General features: G+C 75.2%; 13 protein-coding genes. 8 read left to right on the top strand and 5 right to left on the bottom strand.

Annotation, left to right across the window (positions count from 1 at the left end; genetic code table 11):
* Window positions 1-345: 345 nt before the first annotated feature.
* The 3 genes from F4562_RS30650 to F4562_RS30660 are packed head-to-tail and all read left to right on the top strand — an operon-like array spanning window position 346 to window position 7378.
* Window positions 346-1536, top strand: a complete 1191-nt coding sequence (locus F4562_RS30650) for an ATP-binding protein (protein WP_184540076.1) — start codon at window positions 346-348, stop codon at window positions 1534-1536.
* A complete protein-coding gene (locus F4562_RS30655) occupies window positions 1533-5180 on the top strand; it encodes a vWA domain-containing protein (RefSeq protein ID WP_184540078.1) in 3648 nt (1215 codons plus the stop codon). The genes F4562_RS30650 and F4562_RS30655 overlap by 4 nt, the downstream gene beginning before the upstream one ends.
* The gene (locus F4562_RS30660; RefSeq protein WP_184540080.1) at window positions 5177-7378 is read left to right on the top strand and encodes a hypothetical protein; all 2202 of its coding nucleotides are present in this window, start codon (window positions 5177-5179) and stop codon (window positions 7376-7378) included. Before F4562_RS30655 ends, F4562_RS30660 begins: the two co-directional genes overlap by 4 nt.
* 196 nt (window positions 7379-7574) lie before the next feature.
* On the opposite strand, the gene F4562_RS30665 is transcribed toward F4562_RS30660, so the two are convergent.
* On the bottom strand, window positions 7575-8306 hold the full coding sequence (locus tag F4562_RS30665) for a CGNR zinc finger domain-containing protein (RefSeq protein ID WP_184540082.1): 732 nt from the start codon (window positions 8304-8306) through the stop codon (window positions 7575-7577).
* 222 nt (window positions 8307-8528) lie between these two features.
* Window positions 8529-9638 (bottom strand): ROK family transcriptional regulator, encoded by a 1110-nt coding sequence (locus F4562_RS30670; RefSeq protein ID WP_184540084.1) that lies wholly within the window; start codon window positions 9636-9638, stop codon window positions 8529-8531.
* 124 nt (window positions 9639-9762) lie between these two features.
* Here F4562_RS30670 and F4562_RS30675 point away from each other — a divergent pair, with 124 nt between their 5' ends.
* Entirely contained in the window at window positions 9763-11031 is a 1269-nt protein-coding gene (locus F4562_RS30675) for a Gfo/Idh/MocA family protein (RefSeq protein WP_184540086.1), read from the top strand.
* A gap of 106 nt (window positions 11032-11137) precedes the next feature.
* Here the strand turns inward: F4562_RS30675 and F4562_RS30680 are convergent, their stop codons facing one another.
* Window positions 11138-14200 carry an AMP-binding protein gene (locus tag F4562_RS30680; protein WP_184540088.1) on the bottom strand — a complete coding sequence of 1021 codons (3063 nt, stop codon included), beginning with the start codon at window positions 14198-14200 and terminating at the stop codon, window positions 11138-11140.
* A 21-nt stretch (window positions 14201-14221) separates the two neighbouring features.
* Complete coding sequence (locus F4562_RS30685) at window positions 14222-15475, bottom strand: cytochrome P450 (protein ID WP_184540090.1); 1254 nt, start codon at window positions 15473-15475, stop codon at window positions 14222-14224.
* A 172-nt stretch (window positions 15476-15647) separates the two neighbouring features.
* Between F4562_RS30685 and F4562_RS30690 the strand changes: the two genes are divergently transcribed.
* The 4 genes from F4562_RS30690 (at window position 15648) to F4562_RS30705 (ending at window position 22118) form a co-directional block, all read left to right on the top strand.
* Window positions 15648-16301 (top strand): O-methyltransferase, encoded by a 654-nt coding sequence (locus F4562_RS30690; protein ID WP_184540092.1) that lies wholly within the window; start codon window positions 15648-15650, stop codon window positions 16299-16301.
* A 217-nt stretch (window positions 16302-16518) separates the two neighbouring features.
* Window positions 16519-16731 (top strand): MbtH family protein, encoded by a 213-nt coding sequence (locus F4562_RS30695; protein ID WP_311733896.1) that lies wholly within the window; start codon window positions 16519-16521, stop codon window positions 16729-16731.
* Between the two features lie 26 nt (window positions 16732-16757).
* Window positions 16758-18035 carry an MFS transporter gene (locus tag F4562_RS30700; RefSeq protein ID WP_184540093.1) on the top strand — a complete coding sequence of 426 codons (1278 nt, stop codon included), beginning with the start codon at window positions 16758-16760 and terminating at the stop codon, window positions 18033-18035.
* A 60-nt stretch (window positions 18036-18095) separates the two neighbouring features.
* Window positions 18096-22118 (top strand): condensation domain-containing protein, encoded by a 4023-nt coding sequence (locus F4562_RS30705; RefSeq protein WP_184540096.1) that lies wholly within the window; start codon window positions 18096-18098, stop codon window positions 22116-22118.
* Here the strand turns inward: F4562_RS30705 and F4562_RS30710 are convergent.
* The gene (locus F4562_RS30710) at window positions 22052-22912 is read right to left on the bottom strand and encodes a metallophosphoesterase family protein (RefSeq protein WP_311733897.1); all 861 of its coding nucleotides are present in this window, start codon (window positions 22910-22912) and stop codon (window positions 22052-22054) included. The genes F4562_RS30705 and F4562_RS30710 overlap by 67 nt on opposite strands.
* Between the last annotated feature and the right edge of the window lie 41 nt (window positions 22913-22953).

Genomic DNA, 22953 nt, shown 5'->3' on the forward strand with positions numbered 1-22953 from the left:
GCCTCGGCGTGGGACTCCGGAGTGACGCCTCCTGTGGCACCCCGGGTGCGGTGCCCGCCGCGGCGGGCACCGCACCCGGTCCGGATCGAGGCTCACCGGCCCTTTTCCGGGCCACCCGGCCCCGATCGGGCCCCGTGCCCGTCCCGCTCCGGGGCCCACCGGTCCTTCCCGGAACCCATCGTCCCTTCCAGAGCCCACCCGGCCCTTCCCGGAGCCCCACCCATCCCGTTCCGGGACCCACCCGCCCTTCTCTCCACCGACCTTTCCACCGGCAGACCCGGTCACCGGTCCGGCACGTCCCGTGCCCGGCGCCGGACGACCCGGCATACCAGAAGGATCCTCCCCATGACCAAGACGGAGCAGACGGCCGCACCCGCGGCCCTTCCCGCCCGGCAGGCGCTGCCGGCCGAGGAGCGCCACGCCACCGAACTCGCCTTCCTCGCCGCGTACGACGACGGCCCCCGCCCGCCCGGCTGGGCGCTCACCCCACGCGCGGTGGTCACCTTCGTCTGCGGCAGCGGCGGTGAGACCCTGGAACTGCCCGCGTCCCGGCGGGCACCGGCCGGGGACGGCCCCGGGCTTCCGGCCGGGCTCATGGTGGCACCGAAGTTCGTCGGCGAGCGCGCTCTGGTGGAGCGCTGCGTCGTCACCCTCGCCGGCGAGCGCGGCCTGCTGCTGGTCGGCGAGCCCGGCACCGCCAAGTCGATGCTCTCCGAACTGCTCGCCGCCGCCGTCTGCGGTACGAGCGCGCTCACCGTGCAGGGCACCGCGGGGACCACCGAGGACGCCTTCCGCTACGGATGGAACTACGCCCTGCTGCTGGCGCAGGGGCCGAGCCGCCAGGCGCTGGTCGACTCACCCGTGCTCGCCGCCATGCGTTCCGGACGCGTCGCCCGGGTCGAGGAGATCACCCGCTGCCTGCCCGAGGTGCAGGACGCCCTGGTGTCCATCCTGTCCGACCGCCGGCTCAGCGTTCCCGAGCTCGCCGGCACCGCCGACGCCCTGGTGGGCGCCGCCCCCGGCTTCGGCGTCATCGCCACGGCCAACCTGCGCGACCGCGGCGTCTCGGAGATGTCGGCGGCGCTCAAACGCCGGTTCAACTTCGAGACCGTCGCCCCCATCGCCGACGCCGACGCCGAGACCGCCCTGGTACGGGGGCAGGCCACCGCCGTGGTGGAACGGGCCGGCGCCTCCTTCGCCGTGGACGACGCCGTGCTGGACGCGCTCGTCACCGTCTTCCGCGACCTGCGTTCCGGCCGGTCGGCCGAGGGCTGGGACGTGGAGCGTCCCGGGACGGTGATGTCCACCGCCGAGGCGGTGCAGGTCGCCGCCTCCCTCGGCGTGTCGGCCGCCTACCTGCCCGGGGGTGACGTCCTCGACCTGGTGCCCGGTCACCTGCTCGGCGTGGTCCGCAAGGACGACCCGGCCGACCACGCCCGCCTCCTCGGTTACTGGGACGGTCCGGTGCGCCGCCGCGCCGAGGACGGCTCCGCCATGTGGCGCCGCCTCTGGGACCTGCGGGAGAACCTCCGTTGACCGGCCACTCCGAGACGGACACCGCGGGCGGGGCGGCTCCGGGGGCGGACGGCCCCGCCGGTCCCCGGGAGGCGGTCGCCGCGCTCGCCGGGTCCACCCGGCCGTACCTGCTCGGCGTGCGCCACCACAGCCCCGCGCTGGCCGCGGCCGTCCCGGCCCTGCTGGACGCCGCCGGGGCCGAGGTGGTCTGCGTGGAACTGCCGGCCGACTTCCAGCCGTGGCTGGCCCACCTGGCGGCCCCGGCCACCGTCGCGCCGGTCGCCCTCGCCGGGACCGGCGCGGACGGCCGGCTCGGTTTCTACCCCTTCGCCGACTTCTCACCGGAGCTGGCCGCGCTCCGCTGGGCACGTGACCGCGGGGCCGAGGTGCTCTGCTGCGACCTGCCGCTCTCCGCCGCGGCCTGGTCGTCCGGTGCCGACGCTCCCGGGTCGGACGGTGCCGGCCTGGATGACGGCGGTCCGGCACATCACCACCCCGAGTCCGCCGACACCGGCGAGACCGCGACCTCCCCCGGCGGCGGTTTCGCCGACGCGCTCGCGGCGGCCTCCACCGGCCGCGACGGCGACGACATGTGGGACCGCGCCGTCGAGGTGCTCGCCCCCGCAAGCCCGCCGGAGGCGTTGCGGCGGGCGGCGCTGGGGGTCGGCTGGGCACTGCGCCGGGACGCGGCGGCCCGCGGCGGCGTGCCCGCCCGGGACCTCGCCCGTGAGGCGCACATGCGCCGGGTACTCGCCGGGGCGACCGCGGGTGGCCGGCGGGTCGCCGCGGTGGTCGGCGCCTTCCACGCCCCCGCGCTGCTCACCCTGCCCGAAGCCGGGGAGACGGCCGAGGGCACGGCAGGGGGGACGGAAGGTCTCCCGTCCGCGGACGAGCCCGCCGTCACCTCGCTCGTGCCCTACGCCTTCGACCTGCTCGACTCCCGGTCCGGCTATCCGGCGGGCATCCGCGACCCGCGCTGGCAGCAGGCGGTCTTCGCCGCCGCCGGTGACCCGGAGAAGCTCCGGGACGCCGCCGCGCGGGCCGTCACCGCCGTGTGCCGGGAACTGCGCGCCGCCGGGCACACCGCCGGCACCGGGGAGGCCACCGAGACGCTACGGGTCGCCTGCGACCTGGCCCGGCTGCGCGGCCTGCCCGCGCCGGGACGCGGCGAACTGCTGGAGGCGGTGACCACCGTGCTCGGTCAGGGTGAGCCGCTGGGACGCGGCCGGGCGCTCGCCCGTGCCCTTGAGACGGTGCTCGTCGGCACCGACCGTGGCAGGACCGCTCCCGGCACGCCGAGATCCGGGCTCGGGCCCGCCGTCGAGGTGGAGCTCACGGCGCTGCGGCTGCCCCGCCCGGACGACCCGGAACCCCGTGAGGTCCGCCTCGACCCGCTCCGCTCCGACCTGGACCGCCGCCGGGAGATCCTGCTGCAGCGCCTGGCGGTGTGCGGCGTCGGTTACGGCGAGCCGACCGAGGTGGCCGGAACCGGTGACGGGGCCGCGCTCACCACCAGGTGGCGCCTGTCGTGGACGCCGTCGGTGGCCGCCCTCCTCGACCTGGCGGGCATCCGTGGCGTCACCCCCGGGCTCGCCGCCGCCGGCACCCTGCGTGAGACCTTCCGCCGCGAGTCGGCGGCCGGCGGGCCGACCTGCGAGCTGGTCCTCGCGGCCCTGCGCGCCGCAGCCGCCTGCGACCTGCCCGACCTGGTCGCCGACCGCCTCACCGACGCCGCCGCCGTGCTCCCCGCCACCGCCGGGCTCACCGAGCTTCTCCAGGGCCTCGACCTGTTGGACGCGTTGCGCCGCGAGCACCTTCCCGGCACCACCCCCGGCATCCGGGAACAGGCCACCGCGCTGGCCGAGACCCTGCTGGAGGCCGCCGTCCGCGCACTGCCCGGCCTGGCCGGCAGCGATCGGCCCGAGGACGCCGACGCTCTGATCGCGTTCGTCACCCGGGCCGGTGAGAACCGGCTGGGGCTGCGGCTGGACGCCACGCTGGCCGGTCTCGCCCGGACCGGCTCGCCGCTCATGCAGGGGGCCGCCCCGGCGGCGAGGGTCCTGCTCGACCTGGACGCACCGGCCGCCCTCGGCGCCCGCGCCGCCGGGTGGGTCGACGCCGCCACCGACCCGGGCGGGCGGCACCGCCTGTCCCGGCTGCTCACCGGCCTGCTCACCGCGGCGGGGCCGCTTCTGCAGGCGTCTCCGGCGATCCTCGACCCGCTGCTCGACCGCATCGACGCGCTGCCCGACCAAGGGTTCCTCGACCGGCTGCCCGCGCTGCGCGGCGGCTTCGACACCCTGGCCCCGGCCGCGCGCGACCGGCTGCTGACGGCCGTCACCGACCGGCTCGGCGACCGGCTCGACCTGTCGCTGGACGCCCCGCCCGCGCTCCTGGCCCTGTGGACCGCGGCGGACGCCGCCGGGCTGGCCGCCCTGGACGCCCTGCGACTGCCCGTACCGAACCCCTCGCGTCCCGAGCCCGCGTTCGCCGCGCCGGGCCGCCGGGCCACACCGGGCGCCGGGACGGACGCCCCGCGGCGGCTCGGCCCGGCCGACCGGTGGCGGCTGCTGCTCGGCAGACAGGCCGAGCGGCTCCCCGCCGACGCCCGGCGTTACGCCTACGCCCTGGACGAGCTGTACGGGGCGGGGCGGGGCGAGGGAGCACAGGACTTCGGCTCCGGGACGCGTCCCGGGGCGGGTGGCGGCCAGGGAACCTCCTTCCCCACCGCCCGTGAGTGGGCACAGGAGCTGGAGGCCCTGTTCGGCACGGAGGTGCGGGAGGAGGTGCTGGCGCGGGCCGCCGACACCGGGCGGACCGACGTGCTGCCCGTTCTCGACCCGGACGCCGTGCGGCCCTCGGTCGAACTGCTCACCTCGGTCCTGTCGCTGGCCGGAGGTCTGCCCGAGCAGCAGCTGGCCCGGTTGCGGCCACTGGTCCGCCGCCTGGTCGCCGAGCTCACCCGTGAGCTCGCCACCCGGCTCCGTCCCGCGCTGACGGGGCTGGCGACGCCGCGTCCGACCCGTCGTCCGGGCGGCCGACTCAACCTCCCCGCGACGCTGCGCGCCAACCTGGCGCACACCCACCGGACCGGCGACGGCCGGCTGATCGTCGTCCCGGAGCGGCCGGTCTTCACCACGCGGGCCCGCACCGAGTCCGACTGGCGGCTGATCTTCGTGGTCGACGTGTCCGGCTCGATGGAGGCGTCCGTGGTCTGGTCCGCGCTGACGGCGGCCGTCCTCGGTGGTGTGCCCACCCTCTCCACCCACTTCCTCGCCTTCTCCACGAAGGTCATCGACCTGACGGACCGGGTCGCCGACCCGCTGTCGCTGCTGCTCGACGTGAGGGTCGGCGGCGGCACCCACATCGCCGCCGGACTCGCCCACGCGCGCTCCCTGGTGACCGTGCCGAGCCGGACGCTCGTCGTGGTGGTCAGCGACTTCGAGGAGGGCTACCCCCTCGGTGGGCTGCTCGGCGAGGTCCGTGCCCTGGTCTCCTCCGGCGTGCAGGTGCTGGGCTGCGCCGCCCTGGACGACAGGGGCGCCCCCCGCTACTCGGTGCCCGTCGCCGAGCGACTCGTCGCGGCCGGCATGCCCGTGGCCGCGCTCAGCCCTCTCGCCCTCGCCCGCTGGGTGGGCGACCGTCTCCGAGGAGAAACCCGTTGAACGCCTCCGCCTCCGCGTCCGGCCCGGCCGCGCACCTGCCGCCGGTGGCGCCGCACGTCGTCGCCGCGGCGGTGGAGGACCTCACCTCCCGGCTGCGCCGCAAGCTCGACGACGCCGTCGAGCGCTGCGCCGGGTTGCCCGTCACCGCCGAAGGGCCGGTCCTGTCCGTCAGCTGGGGTGAGGACGCCGTGGTCGTCCTCACCCCGGGGTCGTCGGGTGTGGTCGCCGACCCCGCCTCGGCGGTGTGCAGTTGCCTGCTCGCCCCCCGCTGCCTGCACCGCGCGGCCGTCCTCAGCGCCTGCCCGGTCGCCGAACCGGACGCGGCGGCCGATTCCGAGGTGGCGGCGGACGGGCCCTGCGGTGACGTTCCGGGTGCGGACTCCGACGGCGCCCGGGACGGTCTGCCGGACCGTGCCTCGACGCCGGACGGCTCCGTACCCGCAGATGAGGCCGGGACGCGGAGCGGAACCGGGACGCAGGACCGAGCCGGTGCGGAGAGCGGGAGCGGTACGGGGGACGGAAGTGGCGCGGAGAGCGGGACCGGCGCGGAGAGCGGGACGGCCACCGGCGGGGCCGGCGCGGGTGGTCCCACCGCCGCCCAGACGGCCGCCGCGGCCGACGTGTGGCGGACCGCCGCGGCGGTGCTCGTGAGCGGGGTGCCCGGGGCGGGTGCCGTACCGCAGGCGGAACTGCTCCGCGCGGCGCACAGCGCCCGGGTCGCCGGACTGCCGAGGGTCGAGGCCGCGGTGCTGCGCGTCGTCCGCGGTCTGCGCGCCGCGCGGGCCCGGCATGACGGCCACCGCCTCGCCGACCTGGTCTCCGCCCTCCGCGAGCTGCTGCTGACCACCGGCAGGCTGGCGGCGGCCGATCCGGATCCGGCCCTGCCGGGGGTCACCCGGCGCGCCTACCGTCCCGGCGGGAGCCTGCGGGTCTACGGGGTCTGCCGGGAGCCGGTGATCAGCGCCACCGGTTACGGCGGGGTGGTCACCCATCTCCTCGCCGAGGACGGGCGTTGGTTCTCCGTGGCGGACGTCAGACCCGGCGGGCCGGCCCGTGCGCGCGGTGCGGGCACCTCGGCGGTGGCTCTCGGCGGCGGCACCCTGACCCATGCCCGGCTGGCCCGCGGGGGACTGCTGGTCTCCGGCACGACGGTCTCCCCGGACGGCCGTCTCGGCGCGGGCCGGGGAGTACGGGCCACTCCCGTCGCGGGTCTGCCCTGGTCGAGCGGCCCGCTGGCGGCCCTGTTCGCCCGCCCGGTCGCCCAGGCGGCGGACGAGACGCTGTCCGCGGAACCGTGGGCCGACCCGCAGGAGGCCGGGCCGGCGGGGCCACCCGTCGGCTGTGACCTGGTGGTCGTCGGCGCGGAGGGCGACCGGGTGCTGGCCTGGGTGCTGCCGCCTCCCGGCGGTCCCGGAGCCGTCCCGGCACCCGACGGGCGGGCGGCGGAGGCCGGGGAGGCCGATGGATGGGCGGCGGAGGCCGGAGGACTGCTGATCCGGCTGGCCCCGGTGAACTCCCATCCCGACCTGGCGCACGTGGCCAACCTGCGGCAGCTCGCCTCCCGGCCGGGAACGCGGGTGCGGGTGCTCGGCCGGGTGGATCCGGACCGGGCCGCCACGCTGCGTCCGCTCGCGGTCGGCCCGGTACCCGGGCCGGGGCCGACGCTGCGCCTGCCCGCCGAGTGGCTGGACCGGGCCGACCTGGGTTACGACCGTCTGCAGGGCTCCCATCTGCCCTCTCGTGACGAGTGCGCGTCGTGGCAGGAGACGGTGGGGGCGAACGCGGTCACGGGCCCGCTCACGGGCTCCGGCCCGGTCACGGGTTCGGACCCGGCCGCGGGCCCGGCGGTCGCGGATCCGGTGACGGGCTCGCCGCTGTGGCGGGTGCGCCGCCTGGTCGAGCTGGCCGTCTCCGGCGGACGGCGGGCGGTCGCCGAATCCGGCCGGGGCAGCGACGCTCCCGCCCGGCGGGCACACCTCCGCCGTGCCGGGTTCGAGACCGCGGCGGCGTTGGCCGCCGCGCTCACCGACGAGGCCGACCGCCGCACCCGTGACGTGTTCGGCCGCCTGGTCGACCACGACACCGACCGGTCCGGCGCCGACCGCTACGCGTGGGCGTGGCTCGCCGCCGCCGTCCATCTCATGGCCGCGGAGCGGGCACTGGTCCGGGCCTCCTGGCACGACGCTCCGCCCCGCTGACACCCCGACCGGGACGCGCGGGGCGTGCGAGGCTGGGAGGCGGAGAGGCGGCCGCGGGGTATGCGAGGAAGCGGCCGCGGAGCATCACGGGAGCGGGGAAGCGGGCCCCATGAAGCCGGGAGGGGGCCCCATGAAGCCGGGAAGGGGCCACGAAACCGGGGCCATGGGATCGGGAAGGGGGGTCTGTGAGAGGGGGCTATGGGACCGGGAGGCGGTCGCGGCGGCGGTTGCGGAGCTTGCTGCGGTTGCCGCACCGGTCCATCGAGCACCAGCGGCGTGTCCCGGGCCGTGAGGTGTCCAGGAAGATCAGGAAGCACCGTTCTCCCCGGCACATCCTGACCCGCTCCGACAGCGGCCCGCTGAACAGTTCGACGGTGTCCCGCGCCACCGCGGAGAGGAACTGCGCACCCGTCACCGGATAGACCCACTCCCGGGTCAGCGCCGGACCGAGACGCGGCACCGGGCCGGGAGCGGCCGCCGCCTCGTTCAGGACGTCGAGATCCTCCCGGTGGGTCCCGCCCGTCCCCCCGTCGAACCCGTTTCCGCCGCCGGGAGCGGGATCGGCGGGAGGACGGGCGGGACCGGGCCCGCCGAGGACGCCGGGTCCGTCCCCACCGGCCCGGCCCGGAGAAGCGGTCGCGTCAGCGGGGGCGGGGCCGTCGTTGCGGCGCGCGGCCTCCTCGGCGAGATGCCGCACGGCCGTGCGCACCCTGCGCGCCAGGGCCAGCTCAGCCTCGTCGACGGTGACCTCGCCGGTGATCCCGAGCCTCGCGAGAGGGATCCAGGCGGCCAGGTCGGCGGGGGAGTGGAGCCGCTCCCAGTGGTCCACACCGCCGGTCACCAGGAATTCCAGGCAGAGCGCTCCCGCGTCGAACCGGTAGGCGGGCTGCTCCTCGGAGGGCATCGGCAGCCCGGGTGCCGTGTTCATGAAACCAGCGTAATCCTTCAATACGCCTTAAAAAGGGCACGGATCGCGACGAGTGGTCCCCGCGCCGTGTCCGAGAAGGGCCGGCGGCGGGTCCCGTGCCCGTTCCGCGGAGAGGCGGGCGTCCGTCCCGGGGGAGACAGGCCGGCGGCGGATCGGCCGTGACGACTACTTCCGGGGGAACTAATGAAGCGAGATTGAATATGTGGCGCCGGCGTTCGGCCGTCAGGAGTCCTTCGGCGTCGGGAACGGGGCGTCGATGTCGTAGAGCCCGGCGTCGACGTGGTTCAGCGCGTGCCGCAGGGCTCCGAGCACCACGGCCTGGTCGCCCAGCGTCGAGACGGCGAGCCGGGGCGGCTCCAGGCAGAGCGGGTCGAGGTGGCGGCGGATCGGCTCCAGCAGGACGTCGCCCGAGCGGGAGACCCCGCCGCCGATCACGACCAGGTCCGGGTCCATGGCCAGCACCAGCGCCGCGATTCCCTCGGCGAGGTCGTGGGCGTACTGCTCCACCGCCCAGCGGGCGGCGGGATCCCCCGACCGGGCGGCCGACAGCGCCAGGCCCGCGGCCTCCTCCGGCGGTGTGCCCGCGGGCAGCCCACCGAATCCGGCGAGGTGGGAGGGTGCGCGGTGCCAGCCGACCAGCGGCAGCGCGCCGATCTCGCCGGCCATGCCGCGCCTTCCCCTGTGCACCTCGCCGCGGATCAGCATGCCCGCACCCGTGCGCACCCCGGACAGCACGAAGAGCAGGTCCTGCACGCCCTCGGCGACACCCGTCCACTGCTCGGCCAGCGCGGCGAGATTGGTGTCGTTCTCGACGAGGACCACCGGTCCGAGGTCGCCGGCGAGCTCGGCGGCCAGGTCGATGCCCGTCCACTCGGGCAGGCCCACCGAGAGCCTGACGACGCCCTGCGCGGTCACCACGCCGGTGGTGCCCACGCAGGCGGCCATCACGCGCGCCGCCCCGGCCCCTGCCTCCTCCAGCGCCGCCGCGGCCGTGTCCCTGACCGCGTTCAGCCGGTCGGCGCGGCCTGAGTCGGCCCGCACCCGGGTCGAGAAACGGCCCACGACGCGGCCTTCCAGGTCGCAGACGAGAGCGCGGACCGAATGGGCGCCGATGTCGACGCCGAGCACGTGCCCGGCCTCCGCACGGAACCGGAACAGCCTCCTCGGCCGGCCCATCCGGCCCGTCTCCGGGGGCTCCTCGGCCAGCCAGCCGAGCGAGAGCAACTCCTCGGCCAGCCCCTCCACCGTGGGCCGGGACAGCTCGGCCCGCGCGGCCAGCTCCGTGAGCCCCATCGTCCCCCTGCCACGCAGGGCACGCAGGGTGGTGACCATGTTGATCCTTCTCAGCCGTGAGCTGTCGCCGCCCCGCACCCGCACAGCCTCCCCCTTGACATGTCGCCGCCCAGACAAATAAAAACACCTTTAATTAATAAGTTGCAACCCAGGGAGCCCAACCATGCCGGTCACAGTCGCCGTGATGGGAGCGGGGATGAGAGGCACCGGTTACGCCCGGCGCGCACTCGCCACCGGCCAGGCGGAGGTGGTGGCCGTCGCCGAGCCGGACCCGGAACGCCGAGCGCGGTTCGCGGCCGAGCACGGCATTCCGGCCGACATGGTCTTCGCGGACTGGCGGGAGCTGCTGGCGCGGGGCAAGGTGGCCGACGCGGCGATCATCGCGACGCAGGACCGAATGCACGTCGAGCCCGCGGTCCTCGCCGCCGGACTCGGCTACCACCTGCTGCTGGAGAAGCCGATGGCCCCCACCGACGAGGAGGCCACCCGGATCGCGGAGGCCGCGGCGGAGGCGGGCGTGCTGCTGGCCGTCTGCCACGTCATGCGCTACACGGGCTACACGCGGACGCTCAAGGAACTCCTCGACGCGGGCGTCATCGGCGAGATCATGAACATCCAGCACCTGGAGCAGGTCGGGTGGTGGCACCAGGCGCACTCCTTCGTCCGGGGGAACTGGCGCAACGAGGCGGAGTCGGCGCCGATGCTGCTCGCCAAAGCCTGCCACGACCTGGACTGGATGATCCACATCAAGGGCGCCCTGCCCGAACGGGTCTCCTCCTTCGGAGACCTCGTCTACTTCCGCCCGGACCGGCGCCCGCCGGGGGCCGGGGACCGCTGCACGGAGTGCGCGGTCGAGACCTCCTGCCCCTACTCCGCCAAGCGCATCTACCTCGGCTGCCTGGGCGATCCGGCCAAACAGTGGTGGCCCCTGTCGGTGGTCACCGACGACCACACCGAGGAGGGTGTGCTCGCCGCGCTCCGCGAGGGCCCCTACGGACGCTGCGTGTTCGCCTGCGACAACGACGTGGTCGACAGCCAGGTCGTGACCATGGAGTTCGCCGACGGCACCACGGCGACCTTCACCATGACCGCCTTCGCGGCCCTGGAGCACCGCAAGACCCGGATCTTCGGCACCCACGGCTCCATCGAGGGCGACGGTGTACGGCTGCGCGTCCACGACTTCCTGACCGACACCTACTCCGAGGTCGAGACCGGTGGCGGTGACGACGCCTCGGCGGCCGACGGCCACGGCGGTGGTGACGACGCGATCCTGGACGCCTTCGTCGCCGCGGTGCGCAACGGCGACCCGGCGGCGATCCTGTCCGGCGGAGCCGAGAGCCTGGCCACGCACCGGGTGGTCTGGGCCGCCGAGCACGCCCGTCACACCGGGACCGTGGTGTCCCTCACCCCCCGCGGAAGACGGAACGCGTGAAGCGGGTGTCCTCGCCGTCGCGGGCGTCGAGGAGACCCGGCGGCCGCTCAGATCGCCCGCCCCCGGGTGAGGGCTGAGGCGACGCCGGTCCGCCGGGTCCCGTCGTTCAGCGGCGTTGCCGGCGCGTCAGCCGCGGCAGCGGGGCGGCCTCGGGTTCGGGCGTCCGCGAGGCCAGCAGCTGGGCCAGACCCGCGGGGGTGGGGAACAGGAAGATGTCCCGGAGCGATATCTGCTGCCCCACCACCCCGCGCAGGCGGGTCAGGAGCCGTCCCGCGTGCAGGGAGGTGCCTCCCATGTCGAGGAAACTGTCGTCGGCGCCGAACCGCTCCTCGCCCAGCACCTCGGCCCACACCGCGGCGATGGTGCTCTCCAGCCCTTCCGCCGGGGCCCGGTACTGGGCCCGGACCCGGCGGGCGGCCCAGTCGTGCGGGGGCAGCGCCGCCCGGTCGACCTTCTTGTTGATGGTGCGGGGCAGCTCGTCCACCGGGACGAACGCGGCCGGCACCATGTAGTCGGGCAGCCGGGCCGTCAGGTGGCCGCGGAGCTCCGCCGGGTCGACGGCGCCGTCCAGGACCACGCAGGCCACCAGGGTGGCCTCGCCCATGCCGGCGCGTACCGGCACCACCGCCGCCTCGCGTACCCGCGGGTGGACGAGCAGGGCCGACTCGACCTCGCCCAGCTCGACCCGGCACCCCCGGATCTTCACCATGTCGTCGACCCGCCCGTGGTGCTCCAGCAGCCCGTCGGGGCGGTAGCGGCCCAGGTCACCGGTGCGGTAGTGGCGCGATCCGGGCGGGCCGAACGGGTCGGGGCGGTACTTGTCCGCGGTGAGGGCCGGGTCCCGCCAGTAGCCCAGGGCACCCTCCGGGCTCTCGAACCAGATCTCCCCGACGGCGCCCGGCGACATCAGCTCGCCCTCGTCACCGAGGATCTGCAACCGCACCCCCGGGTTGGGACGCCCGATGGGCGGCGGCGAGAGACGGTCCTGCGGGGTCGCGGTCGCGGCGGTGACCCGCCGCTCCCACGGGTGGAGCGGGCTGGTGACGAACAGCGCCTCGTGACAGCCGTAGCCGACGGCGACCTCGAAGGGCAGGTCCGCCGGGCCCCACTGGTGCACCTTCTCCCCGCCCATCATGAGGATGCGCAGCGGCGTGTCCGCGGGCCACGGGAGTTCCTGCAGCGCGCTGCCCACCTGGGTGACCGCGAACGTCACCGCGATGCGCTGCTCCAGCAGCCACGCGGCCAGCGCGTCGGGGGCGGTGAGCAGGTCGCCCGGCACCGCGACCAGGCAGCCGCCCGCGACCAGCGGCTGGGAGAGCTCGGCGATGGTGGTGCCGAAACCGGTGGGGGTCATCCAGCTCGCCCGCTCGTCCGGCGTCAGCCGGGTGAGCCCGGCGAACCCCGCCCCGATGTGCGCGATGACCCGGTGCTGCCCGAAGACCGCCTTGGGCGTCCCGGTCGAGCCCGAGGTCAGCATGATGTAGGCCAGGTCGTCCAGCGAGACCTCGTGGTCCGGGTCGGCCTCCGCCTCCGGGCCGGCCTCGCCGGCGCCTGCGGAGACGCCGTCCAGCGGCAGGGCCGGGACGGAGGTCTCCGGAAGCTCCAGCCCGGGGGCGTGCACGAGCAGCCGCGGCGTGATCGTCTCGAACGCGGCGGCCAGGCGCAGCGGGGGAGTGCGAGGATCCACCGGGAAGACGATCGCACCCAGCTTGTGCACGGCGAGGAAGGCCGTGAGCCACGCGGCGGAACGGTCCGCGCACAGCGCCACGACGTCGCCGTGGCCCACCCCCAGCTCCGCGAGGCGGCGGGCCAGGCGGTTGGCCCGCCCGTTCAGCTCGCCGTAGCTCAGCTCGGCGTCGGCGGCGGCCACCGCGGGTGCGCCGGGGGTGCGCCGGGCGTGGTGCTCGACGGTGCGGTACAGCGGTTCGACGGGCTGCCAGGGGTCGGCCGCGCCGCTCCACCGGTCGAGCAGGAGCCCCCGGTCGTCCTCGTCGAGCATCGGCAGGCGGTGGAGCGGGGTGTCCGGCTCGCGGGCCCCCGCCTCCAGCAGACGGACGTAGTGGCGGGCGAGCTGCTCGGCGACGCCGTCGTCGAAGACACCGGCGCGGTACCGGAAGCATGCCCGCCCCTCGGAGGCGTCCCCGTCGAGGTGGACGGTCAGTTCGAGGTCGCAGTCGACGGCGGCCTCCGGGCTCTCCTCCCACTGCCAGGCGGCGGTGCCCACCGGCCGGGGCAGCGGGGGACGCAGGGCGAACACCGTGCCGAACAGGCCGGGGGCGGCGGCCGACAGCGGGCGGCCGAGCAGCTCGGCGAGGACGGGCAGCGGCACGGCGGGGCGTCGCGCCGAGCGGTCCAGCGCGTCGGCCGCGGCCGGCGCGGCCGTGCCCAGGGTGCTCGCCCGGGTGAACTCCGCGGCGAGCGGGACGAGATCGGCGGTCGCGCCGCGCCGCGCCGCGGCGTCGGGGCGGTCGAGCTCCACGCCGAGCAGGAAACGCCCCTGACGGGAGTAACGGTGCAGGAGCGCCTGGTAGGCGGCGACCAGCACCGCCTCCCTGGTCAGCCGCCGCTCCCGGCAGAGCCGGTCGACCGCCGCGAGCGCGTCCTGCGGGAGCGCGAAGGAGAACCGGGAGAAGCGGGAGGCCGCCGGAGCGTGCGCGCGGCGGGGCAGCAGCACGTCGAGTGGGACGTCGGCCAGCTCGGTGCGCACCTCGCTCAGCATCTCGGAGGGCAGGCGCACCTCTTCGGCGCCGTCCGGGGCGGGCTCGTACTCCCCCGGGGAGCCGTCGTCGAAGAGGGCGGCCAGGCGTTCGAGGAGCAGACCGGCCGTCCGGTGGTCCACCAGGGTCCGGTCGAGCACGAGGGCGAGCCGCACGGCGTCGCCGGTGCCGACGACGAGAGCACGCGGGGCGGGTGCCGCGTCCTCCTCGAAGGCGGCGAGCACCGCGTCCGAACCCGGCCGGTCGGCCGTGACGGACTCCACGGTGAATCCCGGGCCCAGCAGGTCGGGGTAGGTCACCGCCAGTGCCGCCAGCGCGCGCTCGAGACGGCCCCGGTCGGTTCCCCCGGGCAGTTCGGCGCGCAGGCGGAGACGACGGACGGGAGAGGTGGCGGGAAAGGCCTGGAAACGCTCGCGGGCCGGATGCTGCCGCGAGGCGGTGGTCACGGTCATGCTGCTCCTGTCGGTGTTCGCTCAGCGCCGTGGCGGCGTGGGGGTGAAACGGACGGGGAGGTCCTTCACACCGTTGATGAAGGTGGACCGCAGGTGGCGGGCCTCGCCGGCCTGCTCGATGTCGGGGGTGCGTTCCAGGACGGTCTCCAGGAGCACGCGCAGCTCCAGCCGGGCCAGGTGGGCACCCAGGCAGAAGTGGGGGCCGCCGCCCCCGAAGCCCACGTGCGGGTTGACGGAGCGTCCCACGTCGAAGGTGAAGGGGTCGGCGAACACGTCCTCGTCGCGGTTGGCGGAGGCGTAGAACAGCACGACCTTGTCGCCCTCGGCGATCGGGGTCCCGCCGATCTCGGTGTCGCGGGTGGCGGTCCGGCGGAACAGGTTGACCGGTGTCACCCACCGCAGCAGCTCCTCCACGGCGCTGCCGCACAGGCCCGGGTCCGCCCGCAGCCGGCGCCACTGGTCCGGGTGCTCGAACAGCGCCAGCATCCCGCCGGACGCGGCGTTGCGGGGCGTCTCGTTCCCCGCGATGAAGAGCATCATGACGAACAGGACGAACTCATCCTCGGTGAGCGCGGTGCCGGACGCGTCGGGCCGCAGCAGCATCGTCGTGATGTCGTCGCGGGGGTCGCGCCGCCGTAGCGCGGCCAGCTCGGCCGCGTAGGAGTAGATCTCCGCCGCGGCCAGCCGCCCCTCCTCGGGCGAGACGGCGAAGTCGGGGTCGTCCACCCCCACCATGTGGTCGGACAGGTGGAAGAGCCGGTCCCGGTCCTCCTCGGGGACGCCCAGCAGCTCGCATATCACGAACATGGGCAGGGGCTCGGCGATGTCGTAGACGAAGTCGGCCTCGCCCGCCGCCGTCACACCGTCGAACAGCCCGTCGCAGATCTCCCGGACGCGGGGCTCCAGACGGCTGATCATCCGCGGGGTGAACACCCGGTTGACCACCGAGCGCAGCCGCGTGTGGTCCGGCGGGTCCTGGTTCAGCATCATCAGGCGCTGGACCGCGACGTCCCCGTCCGACATCTCCTCGAACAGCGACAGGCGCCGGTAGGACGAGAACACCGACGGGTTGCGGGAGACGGCCGTCACGTCGGCGTGCCGGGTCACCGCCCAGAAGCCCGGCCACCCGCGCTCGGCGTCACCCTCGTGCCAGAAGACCGGGGCGTTGGCCCGCAGCCATGTCAGCTGGTCGTGCGGGACCTCCCCGCGCGCGTAGGCATCGGGATCCACGAGGTTGATCGAAGGCGTGTTCGTGCGTGCGGTGGGCGTGGTCATGCCACTCCTCGGGAACTGGGCGTGGGAGGCGGCGCCGGATGCCGACAGAGGCCCAGCCTAACTTTCCGATAAATCCCGTCAATTACCCCGAAGGCTTCCCGGGGGTTTTCCCAAGCGATTCTCCAGGGAAATTCGAGTTGTTCTTGAGTCGCCCGAACAGACAATGTCCGATATGAGCTCCCCCTATCTGTCGCCCGCCATGCATGAATATCTCCTGGCGCACTGCACGCTGCCGGACAGGCTGCTGCGCGATCTGGTCGCGGAGACGCGCGAGGCCACCGGAATACGCTCCGAAATGCTCATCGCCCCCGACCAGGGAATGTTCCTGAGCGTGCTGACGACCCTGCTGCGTCCCTCGCTCGTCGTCGAGGTGGGGACCTTCACCGGCTACTCGTCCATCTGCTTCGCCAGGGCGATGCCCGCCGGCGGTCGCCTGATCGCCTTCGACGTCAGCGAGGAGTGGACCACCATCGCCCGCAAGTACTGGGAGCGCGCGGGGGTGGCCGACCGGATCGAACTGCGCCTGGGGCCGGCCGCCACCACCCTCAAGGAACTGCCCCCGGACCCGGTGATCGACCTGGCCTTCATCGACGCCGACAAGCAGGGCTACCCCGTCTACTTCGAGGAACTGGTCCCGCGGGTGCGTCCGGGCGGGGCGATCCTGATCGACAACGTCCTGTGGGACGGCAAGGTCGCCGACCCGGGCGACGACGGTGAGGAGACCTGGGCGATCCGCGAGTTCAACGACGCCGTGGCCGCCGACCCGAGAGTCAGCTCGATCATGATGGCGGTCGGTGACGGGTTCACCCTCTGCGTCAAGCACTGAACCGCGGGCCGGCCGGACCGGCGCGGGACCGCCGGACCGGTGCGATCCCAGCGGCCCGTGGACCCGGTGGCCGTCACCCCGCCGGGGACGGCGAGGACGGCGCGGACGCCGTCTAAAAATCCTTGAGCGGGGCTCTAGCGGGGGCCGCCAGGATGGGCCGCGCGGGCGGTTCCGCCGCCCGCGACCCGTCGTGCACTTCCCGGTGAGGAGGAAGATCGTGAGCGGTGAGGACGAGCGCGTCTACCACGTCGTCGTCAACCACGAGGAGCAGTACTCCATCTGGCAGACCGACCTCGAGATGCCGCAGGGGTGGACCGCGACCGGATTCTCCGGCCCCAAGGACGCCTGCCTGGCGCACATCGCCGAAGTCTGGACCGACATGCGCCCGCTGAGCCTGAGGCGGGCCCTCGCCGCGTCGTCCGAGCGGTGAGCGGAGCCGAAAGGGGCGGTCCCGCCATGGAGGACACCGTCAAGGACGGCGGGCGAAGGCCCGGCGTGTTCCGCAACAGGGACTTCCGGCTGCTCTGGACCGGTGAGTCGATCAGCCTGTTCGGCAGCGAGATCACAGTCATCGCGCTGCCCTCGCTCGCGGTGCTGGTCTTCGGCCAGGACGCCGTCACCGTCGGTGTCCTCGTCGCGCTCCAGTGGCTGCCGTGGGTCCTGCTGGGCCCGCTGGTCGGCGTGCTCAACGACCGCATGCGCCGGCGCCGCCTCATGGTGTTCGCCGACGTCGGCCGGGCCGTCGCGCTGGGCTCGCTGCCGTTGCTGGCGCTCTTCGACGCGCTGACGCTCGCCCACCTCTTCGTCGCCGCCACCGTCAAGGGCGTGCTGGACGTGATCTTCCAGATCGCCTACCAGTCGCACCTTCCGGCGCTGCTGGCGCGCGAGGACCTCATGGACGCCAACGCCAAGACCCAGATGAGCCGCTCGCTCGCCATGGTCTTCGGCCGGACCGTCGGCGGCGTCCTGGTCGGCGCGGTCGGCGCGGCCAGGGCGATCACCATCGACGCCGTCACCTACCTGCTGTCCGCCGTCGCGATCCTCGCGGTACGCAAGCCGGAACCCGTCCCGGAACCCGAGGGAAGGGGCGTCCGCGCGGCGCTCGCCGACCTCCGGCAGGGCCTGTCGATCATGTTCGGCAACCGGCTGCTGCGCAGCCTCACGATGATGGGCTCCTTCGGCAACCTCGCCGTGTCGATGTCGCTGTCGATGCTCATCGTCTACGCCTACGACGACCTGGGCTTCTCGCCCAGCCAGCTCGGCATCGCGCTCGGCGTCGGCGGAGTCGCCTTCGTCGTGGGGGCCACCGTCTCCCGCGCGATCAACCAGCGGGTCGGCATGGGGAAGACGCTCATCTTCACCCACCTGGTCCTGGGCTGCGCGTTCCTGCTGCTGCTGACGGCCGAGCCCGGTCCCGCCGGCTTCGCCGTGGTCATCGCCTCGCAGTTCCTGTCGTCGCTGACCACGCCGGTGGCCAACGTCGGGATCATGACGATGGTGCAGAAGGCCACCCCCGTCCACCTGATGGGACGCGCCGGCGGGATCGCGCTGGCCCTGGTGTGGGGATCGAACGCGCTGGGCCCGCTGCTCGGCGGGATCATCGCCTCGGCGGTCGCCATCGAGTTCAGCTTTGTGCTCGCCGCGGTCTTCGCCTGGTTCGCCATCTTCTGGGTCCTCGTCGGCTCGGTCCACCACATCCGCGACGAGGTGCCCGCCGAACTCCAGGCGACCTGACGGCACGCCCCCTCCCGACCCGCGCCCGCGGCGCGGCACGCCCACGACATTGGAGCGCCGGTGAGCGACTCGAACCTGGCGGAGAAGCGACGCAGGCTGGCCGCGCTGCTCGGCTCCCGCGGCCACACGGGGAGGTCCGGGCCGGTCTCCTCCCCGCAGCGGCGGCTGTGGGCGATCGACCGGCTGGTGCCCGGCAGTGGCGCGCACAACATCCCCATCGTGTTCCGTTCCCGCACGGAACCGGACCGCGAGGCGCTCGCCTCGGCGCTGGCGGAGACGGTCCGCCGGCACGAGGCGCTGCGCACCGTCTTCGCCGCCGCGGCCGGGTCGCCGGTCCAGCGGGTGCTGCCGCCGTACCGGCCCGAGATCGAGCAGGCCGACGTCACCGCCGCGGCCGAACCGCCGGTCGAGGCGGAGCTGCTGGTCCGCGACTGGGGACAGCGGCCGGTCGACCTCGCCCGGGGGCCGGTGCTGCGGGCGCTGACCGTCCGGGTGGCCGCCGACGACCACCTGATCGTCGTCATGATCCACCACATCGCGTTCGACGGGTTCTCGGTGGTGCCGTTCTTCACCGAGCTCGACGCGCTCTACCGCGGGTTCCGGGACGGAACCCCCGTCCGGCTCCCCGACCCGCCCGCGCAGTACGTCGACTACGCGGCCTGGCAGCGCGGCCGGCTCCCGGCGGAGCGGCTGGCGGAGCTCACCCGCTTCTGGACCGAACGGCTCGACGGCATCCCGGACCTGCTCCGGCTGCCCGCCGACCGCCCCCGGCGCGCCGACCACCGGATCGTCGGAGGCTCGGAGCAGTTCGACCTGCCCGCGCGGGCCGTCGCCCGGCTGGACGCCTTCTCCGCTGAGGCGGGCGCCACCCCGTTCGTCGTGACGCTCACCTGCCTGGCCGCGCTGCTCAGCCTGTACAGCGGCCAGGACGACATCGTCATCGGGGTGCCGGTGGCCGGGCAGAGCAGGCCGGAGTTCGAGAAGGTGGTGGGGTTCTTCGTCAACACCCTCGCCGTCCGCGTCGACCTGTCCGGCCGCCCGTCGCTGCGGGAGGCGGTGCGGCGCGCACGCCAGGCGGTGATCGACTCCTTCGCCCACCAGGACATGCCGTTCGAGCGCCTCGTGGCCGAACTGGGCCCCCGCCGCGACCCCTCGGTCACACCGGTCTTCCAGGTCTGGCTCAACTACCAGTTCAGCTCCGACGAGCGGCTGCGGCTCCCCGGGCTCGACGCCGAGCTGGTCTTCTTCGACAGCGGCATCGTCCGCTTCGACCTGGAGGCCAACTTCTACGTCCAGAACGGTCAGGTGGGCGGCAACCTGGTCTACGACGCCGAACTGTTCTCCCGGCCCGCCGTGGCCCGGATGGCCCGCCTGTTCCGCCGGCTGGTCGAGGTCGCGACGGAGTCTCCGGACGTGCCGCTCGTCGAGCTCGCCGTGGCCGACGGCGACGACCTCTCGGTGGTCCCCGCGGCGGGGGACGCGGGTTGCGGCGCGGGGGAGAGGGCGGCGGGCTCCGGCGCGGGGGAGGGGATGACGGGCTCCGGCCCGGCGGGTGCGGCGGGTTGCGGTCCGGGCGACGGCACGGCCGGCCGCTCGGACTCCGGCGCGGGCTCGACCGCGGAGGCGGTCACCGGGCTCGTCGGGCGGTGGGCGGCCGAGACGCCCGGCGCAGTGGCCGTGGAGTCGGCCGGACGGACCCTCGGGTACGCGGAGCTGTGGGCACGGGCGCGGGTGGCGGCCGGGCACCTGGCGGGTGCGGGCCTGCCCGCGGGGACGCCGGTCGCCGTGACCGCGTCCGACGCCCGGGACCGGGTGACGGCGATCGTCGCCGTACTGCTGGCCGGATGCGTTCCGGTGACGGACGGACCGGCGGCGGCGCTCGTCGCCGAGGACGGCGACCCGCACGGCTGGCGCGCCGTCCCGCGGCCCGGCACGCCACCCGTGGGACCGGTCTCCGGGTTCCCCGTACAGGGGGCCGCCGGCACGTCCGCGCAGGCGTCCGCCACGGCGGCCTCCCCGGCGGCCTCCGTGACGGCGGCGTCCCCGGCGGCCTTCATGATGGTGGCGCGGGTCGCCGCCCGGTGCCGTGACCTGCCGGTGACGCCGGGAGAGCACGTCATCGTGGCCGCCGACCCCGCGACGGTCGAGCCGGACGAGCTGCTGTGGCCCGTCGTCAGCGGTGCGCGCCTGGTGCTGCCCGGACCGGCCGGGCACGTGCCCGGCGAACCGGCCACGGGCATGACACCGCCCGCGACCACCGGGGACGGGCTTTCGGCGTGGCTCACGGTGCTCCTCGCCGGGCTCCTCGCCGGACGCGAGCCCGTGACACTGAGGCTGACACCCGCGCTCCTGGGAGCACTGCTCGCCGAGACCGAGACCGAGACCGAGACCGAGACCGAGACCGGGACCTGGACCGAGACCGGAACCAAGACCGGGACCGACGAGACCGGGACCAGAGGCGGGGACACCGGCGGACCGCGCGCGCACCGCAGGATCGTGTGCGTGGGGGAGCCGCTCGGCGCCACCGCCGAGGCCCGGTGCCTGCGTGCCTTCCCGGAGGCCGAGCTGTGGACGGTGTACCGGCACCCGGAGGTGGGGGACGTCGCCCTGCGCCGCTGCCGGGGGGACGTCGTCGCCGGGGTGCTCCTGGCCGGGCCGGTGGCCGGGGATGTCGCCGTCCGGGTCACCGGGCCGACCGGCCTGCCCGTGCCCAGGGGCGTGCACGGGAACATCCAGGTCGCCAGGCCCGTCCCCGGAAACGGCCCCCGAAACGGCATCGGGGACGGCCCCGGGGGGCCCGGAGCCGGCACCGGTGCGTTCCGGGAGACCGGGGACCGCGGGAGGCTCCGCGAGGACGGTGCCCTGGAGATCGTCCGGGAACCGTACGCCGCGATCGAGGCGGTGCTGGCCGCCCACGCCGACGTCGACCGGGCGCTGGTCCTGCGCCGGCGGGGTGACCTGGTCGCCTACCTCGTGCCGCGGCGCGGGGTGCCGTGCTCACCGGAGTCGGCGGAGAGCGTCCGGCTGCACTGCCACCGGGTGCTGCGGGCCGTACCGGTCCCCGCGGCGTTCGTCTGCCTGCCCGCCTTCCCGCTCGACGCCGGAGGCCGGGTGGCGACCGACCGCCTGCCGGCGCCCGGCGGCGGGACGGTCGCGGACCGGCCGCTCCGCGACGGCGCCGAGCGGGCGGCCGGTGAGATCTGGGAGTCGGTCCTCGGGGTCGGCCCCGTCGGCCCGCATGACGACTTCTTCCTGCGCGGCGGGCACTCGCTGGCCGCGGTCGAGGCCATGCAGCGCCTGGGCACGGCGCTGGGCCGCGAACTGCCCGCCGGTCTGCTGCTGCGTCACCGGACCGTCGCCGACCTGGTCGCGGCCCTGGAGAACGGCGGCGCGGACCTGCCGGCCGCCACCCGGGCGCTCGTGCGCCTGCACCCCGGCTCGGCCTCGCCCGCCGTGGTCCTGGTGCACACCGAGGAGGGGGAGGCGGCCCGCTACGGGCCCCTGGGCGCCGCGCTCGGCGGACGCGCCGTCTACGCCTTCGACCACCACGGCCACGGGCTCGGCGTGGCCGGGCGGGCGGCGGCCTACCTCGACGAGCTGCTGCCGGGTCTCGGCGGCGGGCCCTTCGTGCTGGGCGGCGGGTCGACCGGCGGGCTGGTCGCGTTCGAGATGGCCCGCCAGGCCGTGGCGAGGGGATGCCCGCCCGTGCCGGTCGTGCTCCTCGGCTCCGCCCCTCCCGGCTTCCCCGCCGCCGTCCCCGGCCCTTCCGAAGCCGCTCCGGAGGCCGCTCCGGGGGCGGGCCCGGGTCCGGACGGGGACGCCCGGCGGTCCGCCGTCCGCCGGAGCCTGCTCGCCGCCGCGGAGTCCTACCTGCCCGAGACGCCGTACGGGGGTGAGGTGCGCCTTGTGACGGCGGCGGACGCGCCGGAGCCGGCCCGCGCGGAGGAGGAATGGCGCCGCCACGCGCCGAACCTGGTGGTCCACCGCGTCCCGGCCGGCCCGCACGGGCTGCTGGGTCACCCCGGGGTGGTGCGGGTGGCGGAGGTGTTCGAGGCCCTGGCCGGGGGGGCGGGCATGATCTGACGGGGCCGGTAGGCGCCGCGGCGACGGCGCCACTCCCTCGGGTAGCCCAGCGAGACCTCCTCGAACCGCACCCCGTCCAGGGTGTACGAGCCCGGCAGGTGCAGGTGGCCGTAGACCACGGCCTCCGCCCGGTGGCGCAGGTGCCAGTCGGCCGTGCGGGCCGTCCCGCACCACAGTGAGAACTCCGGCACGCGGGGCAGCCGCACCAGCGACGGGTGCAGCGGGTAGTGGTTGGCGAACACGACGGGCAGGTCGGCCGGCAGGGCGGCGAGCCTGCGCTCGGTCAGGGCCAGCCGGTCGGCGCACCACGCGGCCCGGTCGGGGTAGGGGTCGGGGTGGAGCAGGAACTCGTCCGAGCACACCACGCCCGCCTCGTACGCCCTCTCCAACGCCTGCGCGGCCGTCGTCCCCGGCGGCCGGAGGCTGTAGTCGTACAGCAGGAAGAGCGGCGCCAGCACGAACCGGCGCTCCTCGCACTCCAGCACCGGGTAGGGGTCCTCGGGGGTGAGCACCCCGAGCCCGCGGCACATCTCCACCAGATACTCGTACCGTTCCCGGCCGCGCAGCTGGAGCGGGTCGTGCGGCACCGTCCACAGCTCGTGGTTGCCGGGGGTCCAGACGACCCGGGCGAACCGCCGCACCAGGACGCTCAGCGCCGCGGCGAGGTCCGCGGCGGTCTCCGCCACGTCGCCGGCGACGACGAGCCAGTCGTCGGGCGAGGCGGGCAGCTCGCGGACGACCCGGAGGTTCGCCGCGTGCGAGACATGCAGATCGCTGACGGCGAGCAGTTTCACGGCGACCCCTCCGCAAAAAGATTGAACGGCGTTATCATAAA

The organism is Streptosporangium becharense (genome assembly GCF_014204985.1).
In the GTDB taxonomy this organism is placed as follows: domain Bacteria; phylum Actinomycetota; class Actinomycetes; order Streptosporangiales; family Streptosporangiaceae; genus Streptosporangium; species Streptosporangium becharense.

Coding starts and splice junctions, on each gene's coding strand:
- F4562_RS30650 (WP_184540076.1), top strand. CDS start 346: ATGACCAAGACGGAGCAGACGGCCGCACCCGCGGCCCTTCCCGCCCGG.
- F4562_RS30665 (WP_184540082.1), bottom strand. CDS start 8,306: ATGAACACGGCACCCGGGCTGCCGATGCCCTCCGAGGAGCAGCCCGCC.
- F4562_RS30670 (WP_184540084.1), bottom strand. CDS start 9,638: ATGGTCACCACCCTGCGTGCCCTGCGTGGCAGGGGGACGATGGGGCTC.
- F4562_RS30675 (WP_184540086.1), top strand. CDS start 9,763: ATGCCGGTCACAGTCGCCGTGATGGGAGCGGGGATGAGAGGCACCGGT.
- F4562_RS30680 (WP_184540088.1), bottom strand. CDS start 14,200: ATGACCGTGACCACCGCCTCGCGGCAGCATCCGGCCCGCGAGCGTTTC.
- F4562_RS30685 (WP_184540090.1), bottom strand. CDS start 15,475: ATGACCACGCCCACCGCACGCACGAACACGCCTTCGATCAACCTCGTG.
- F4562_RS30690 (WP_184540092.1), top strand. CDS start 15,648: ATGAGCTCCCCCTATCTGTCGCCCGCCATGCATGAATATCTCCTGGCG.
- F4562_RS30700 (WP_184540093.1), top strand. CDS start 16,758: ATGGAGGACACCGTCAAGGACGGCGGGCGAAGGCCCGGCGTGTTCCGC.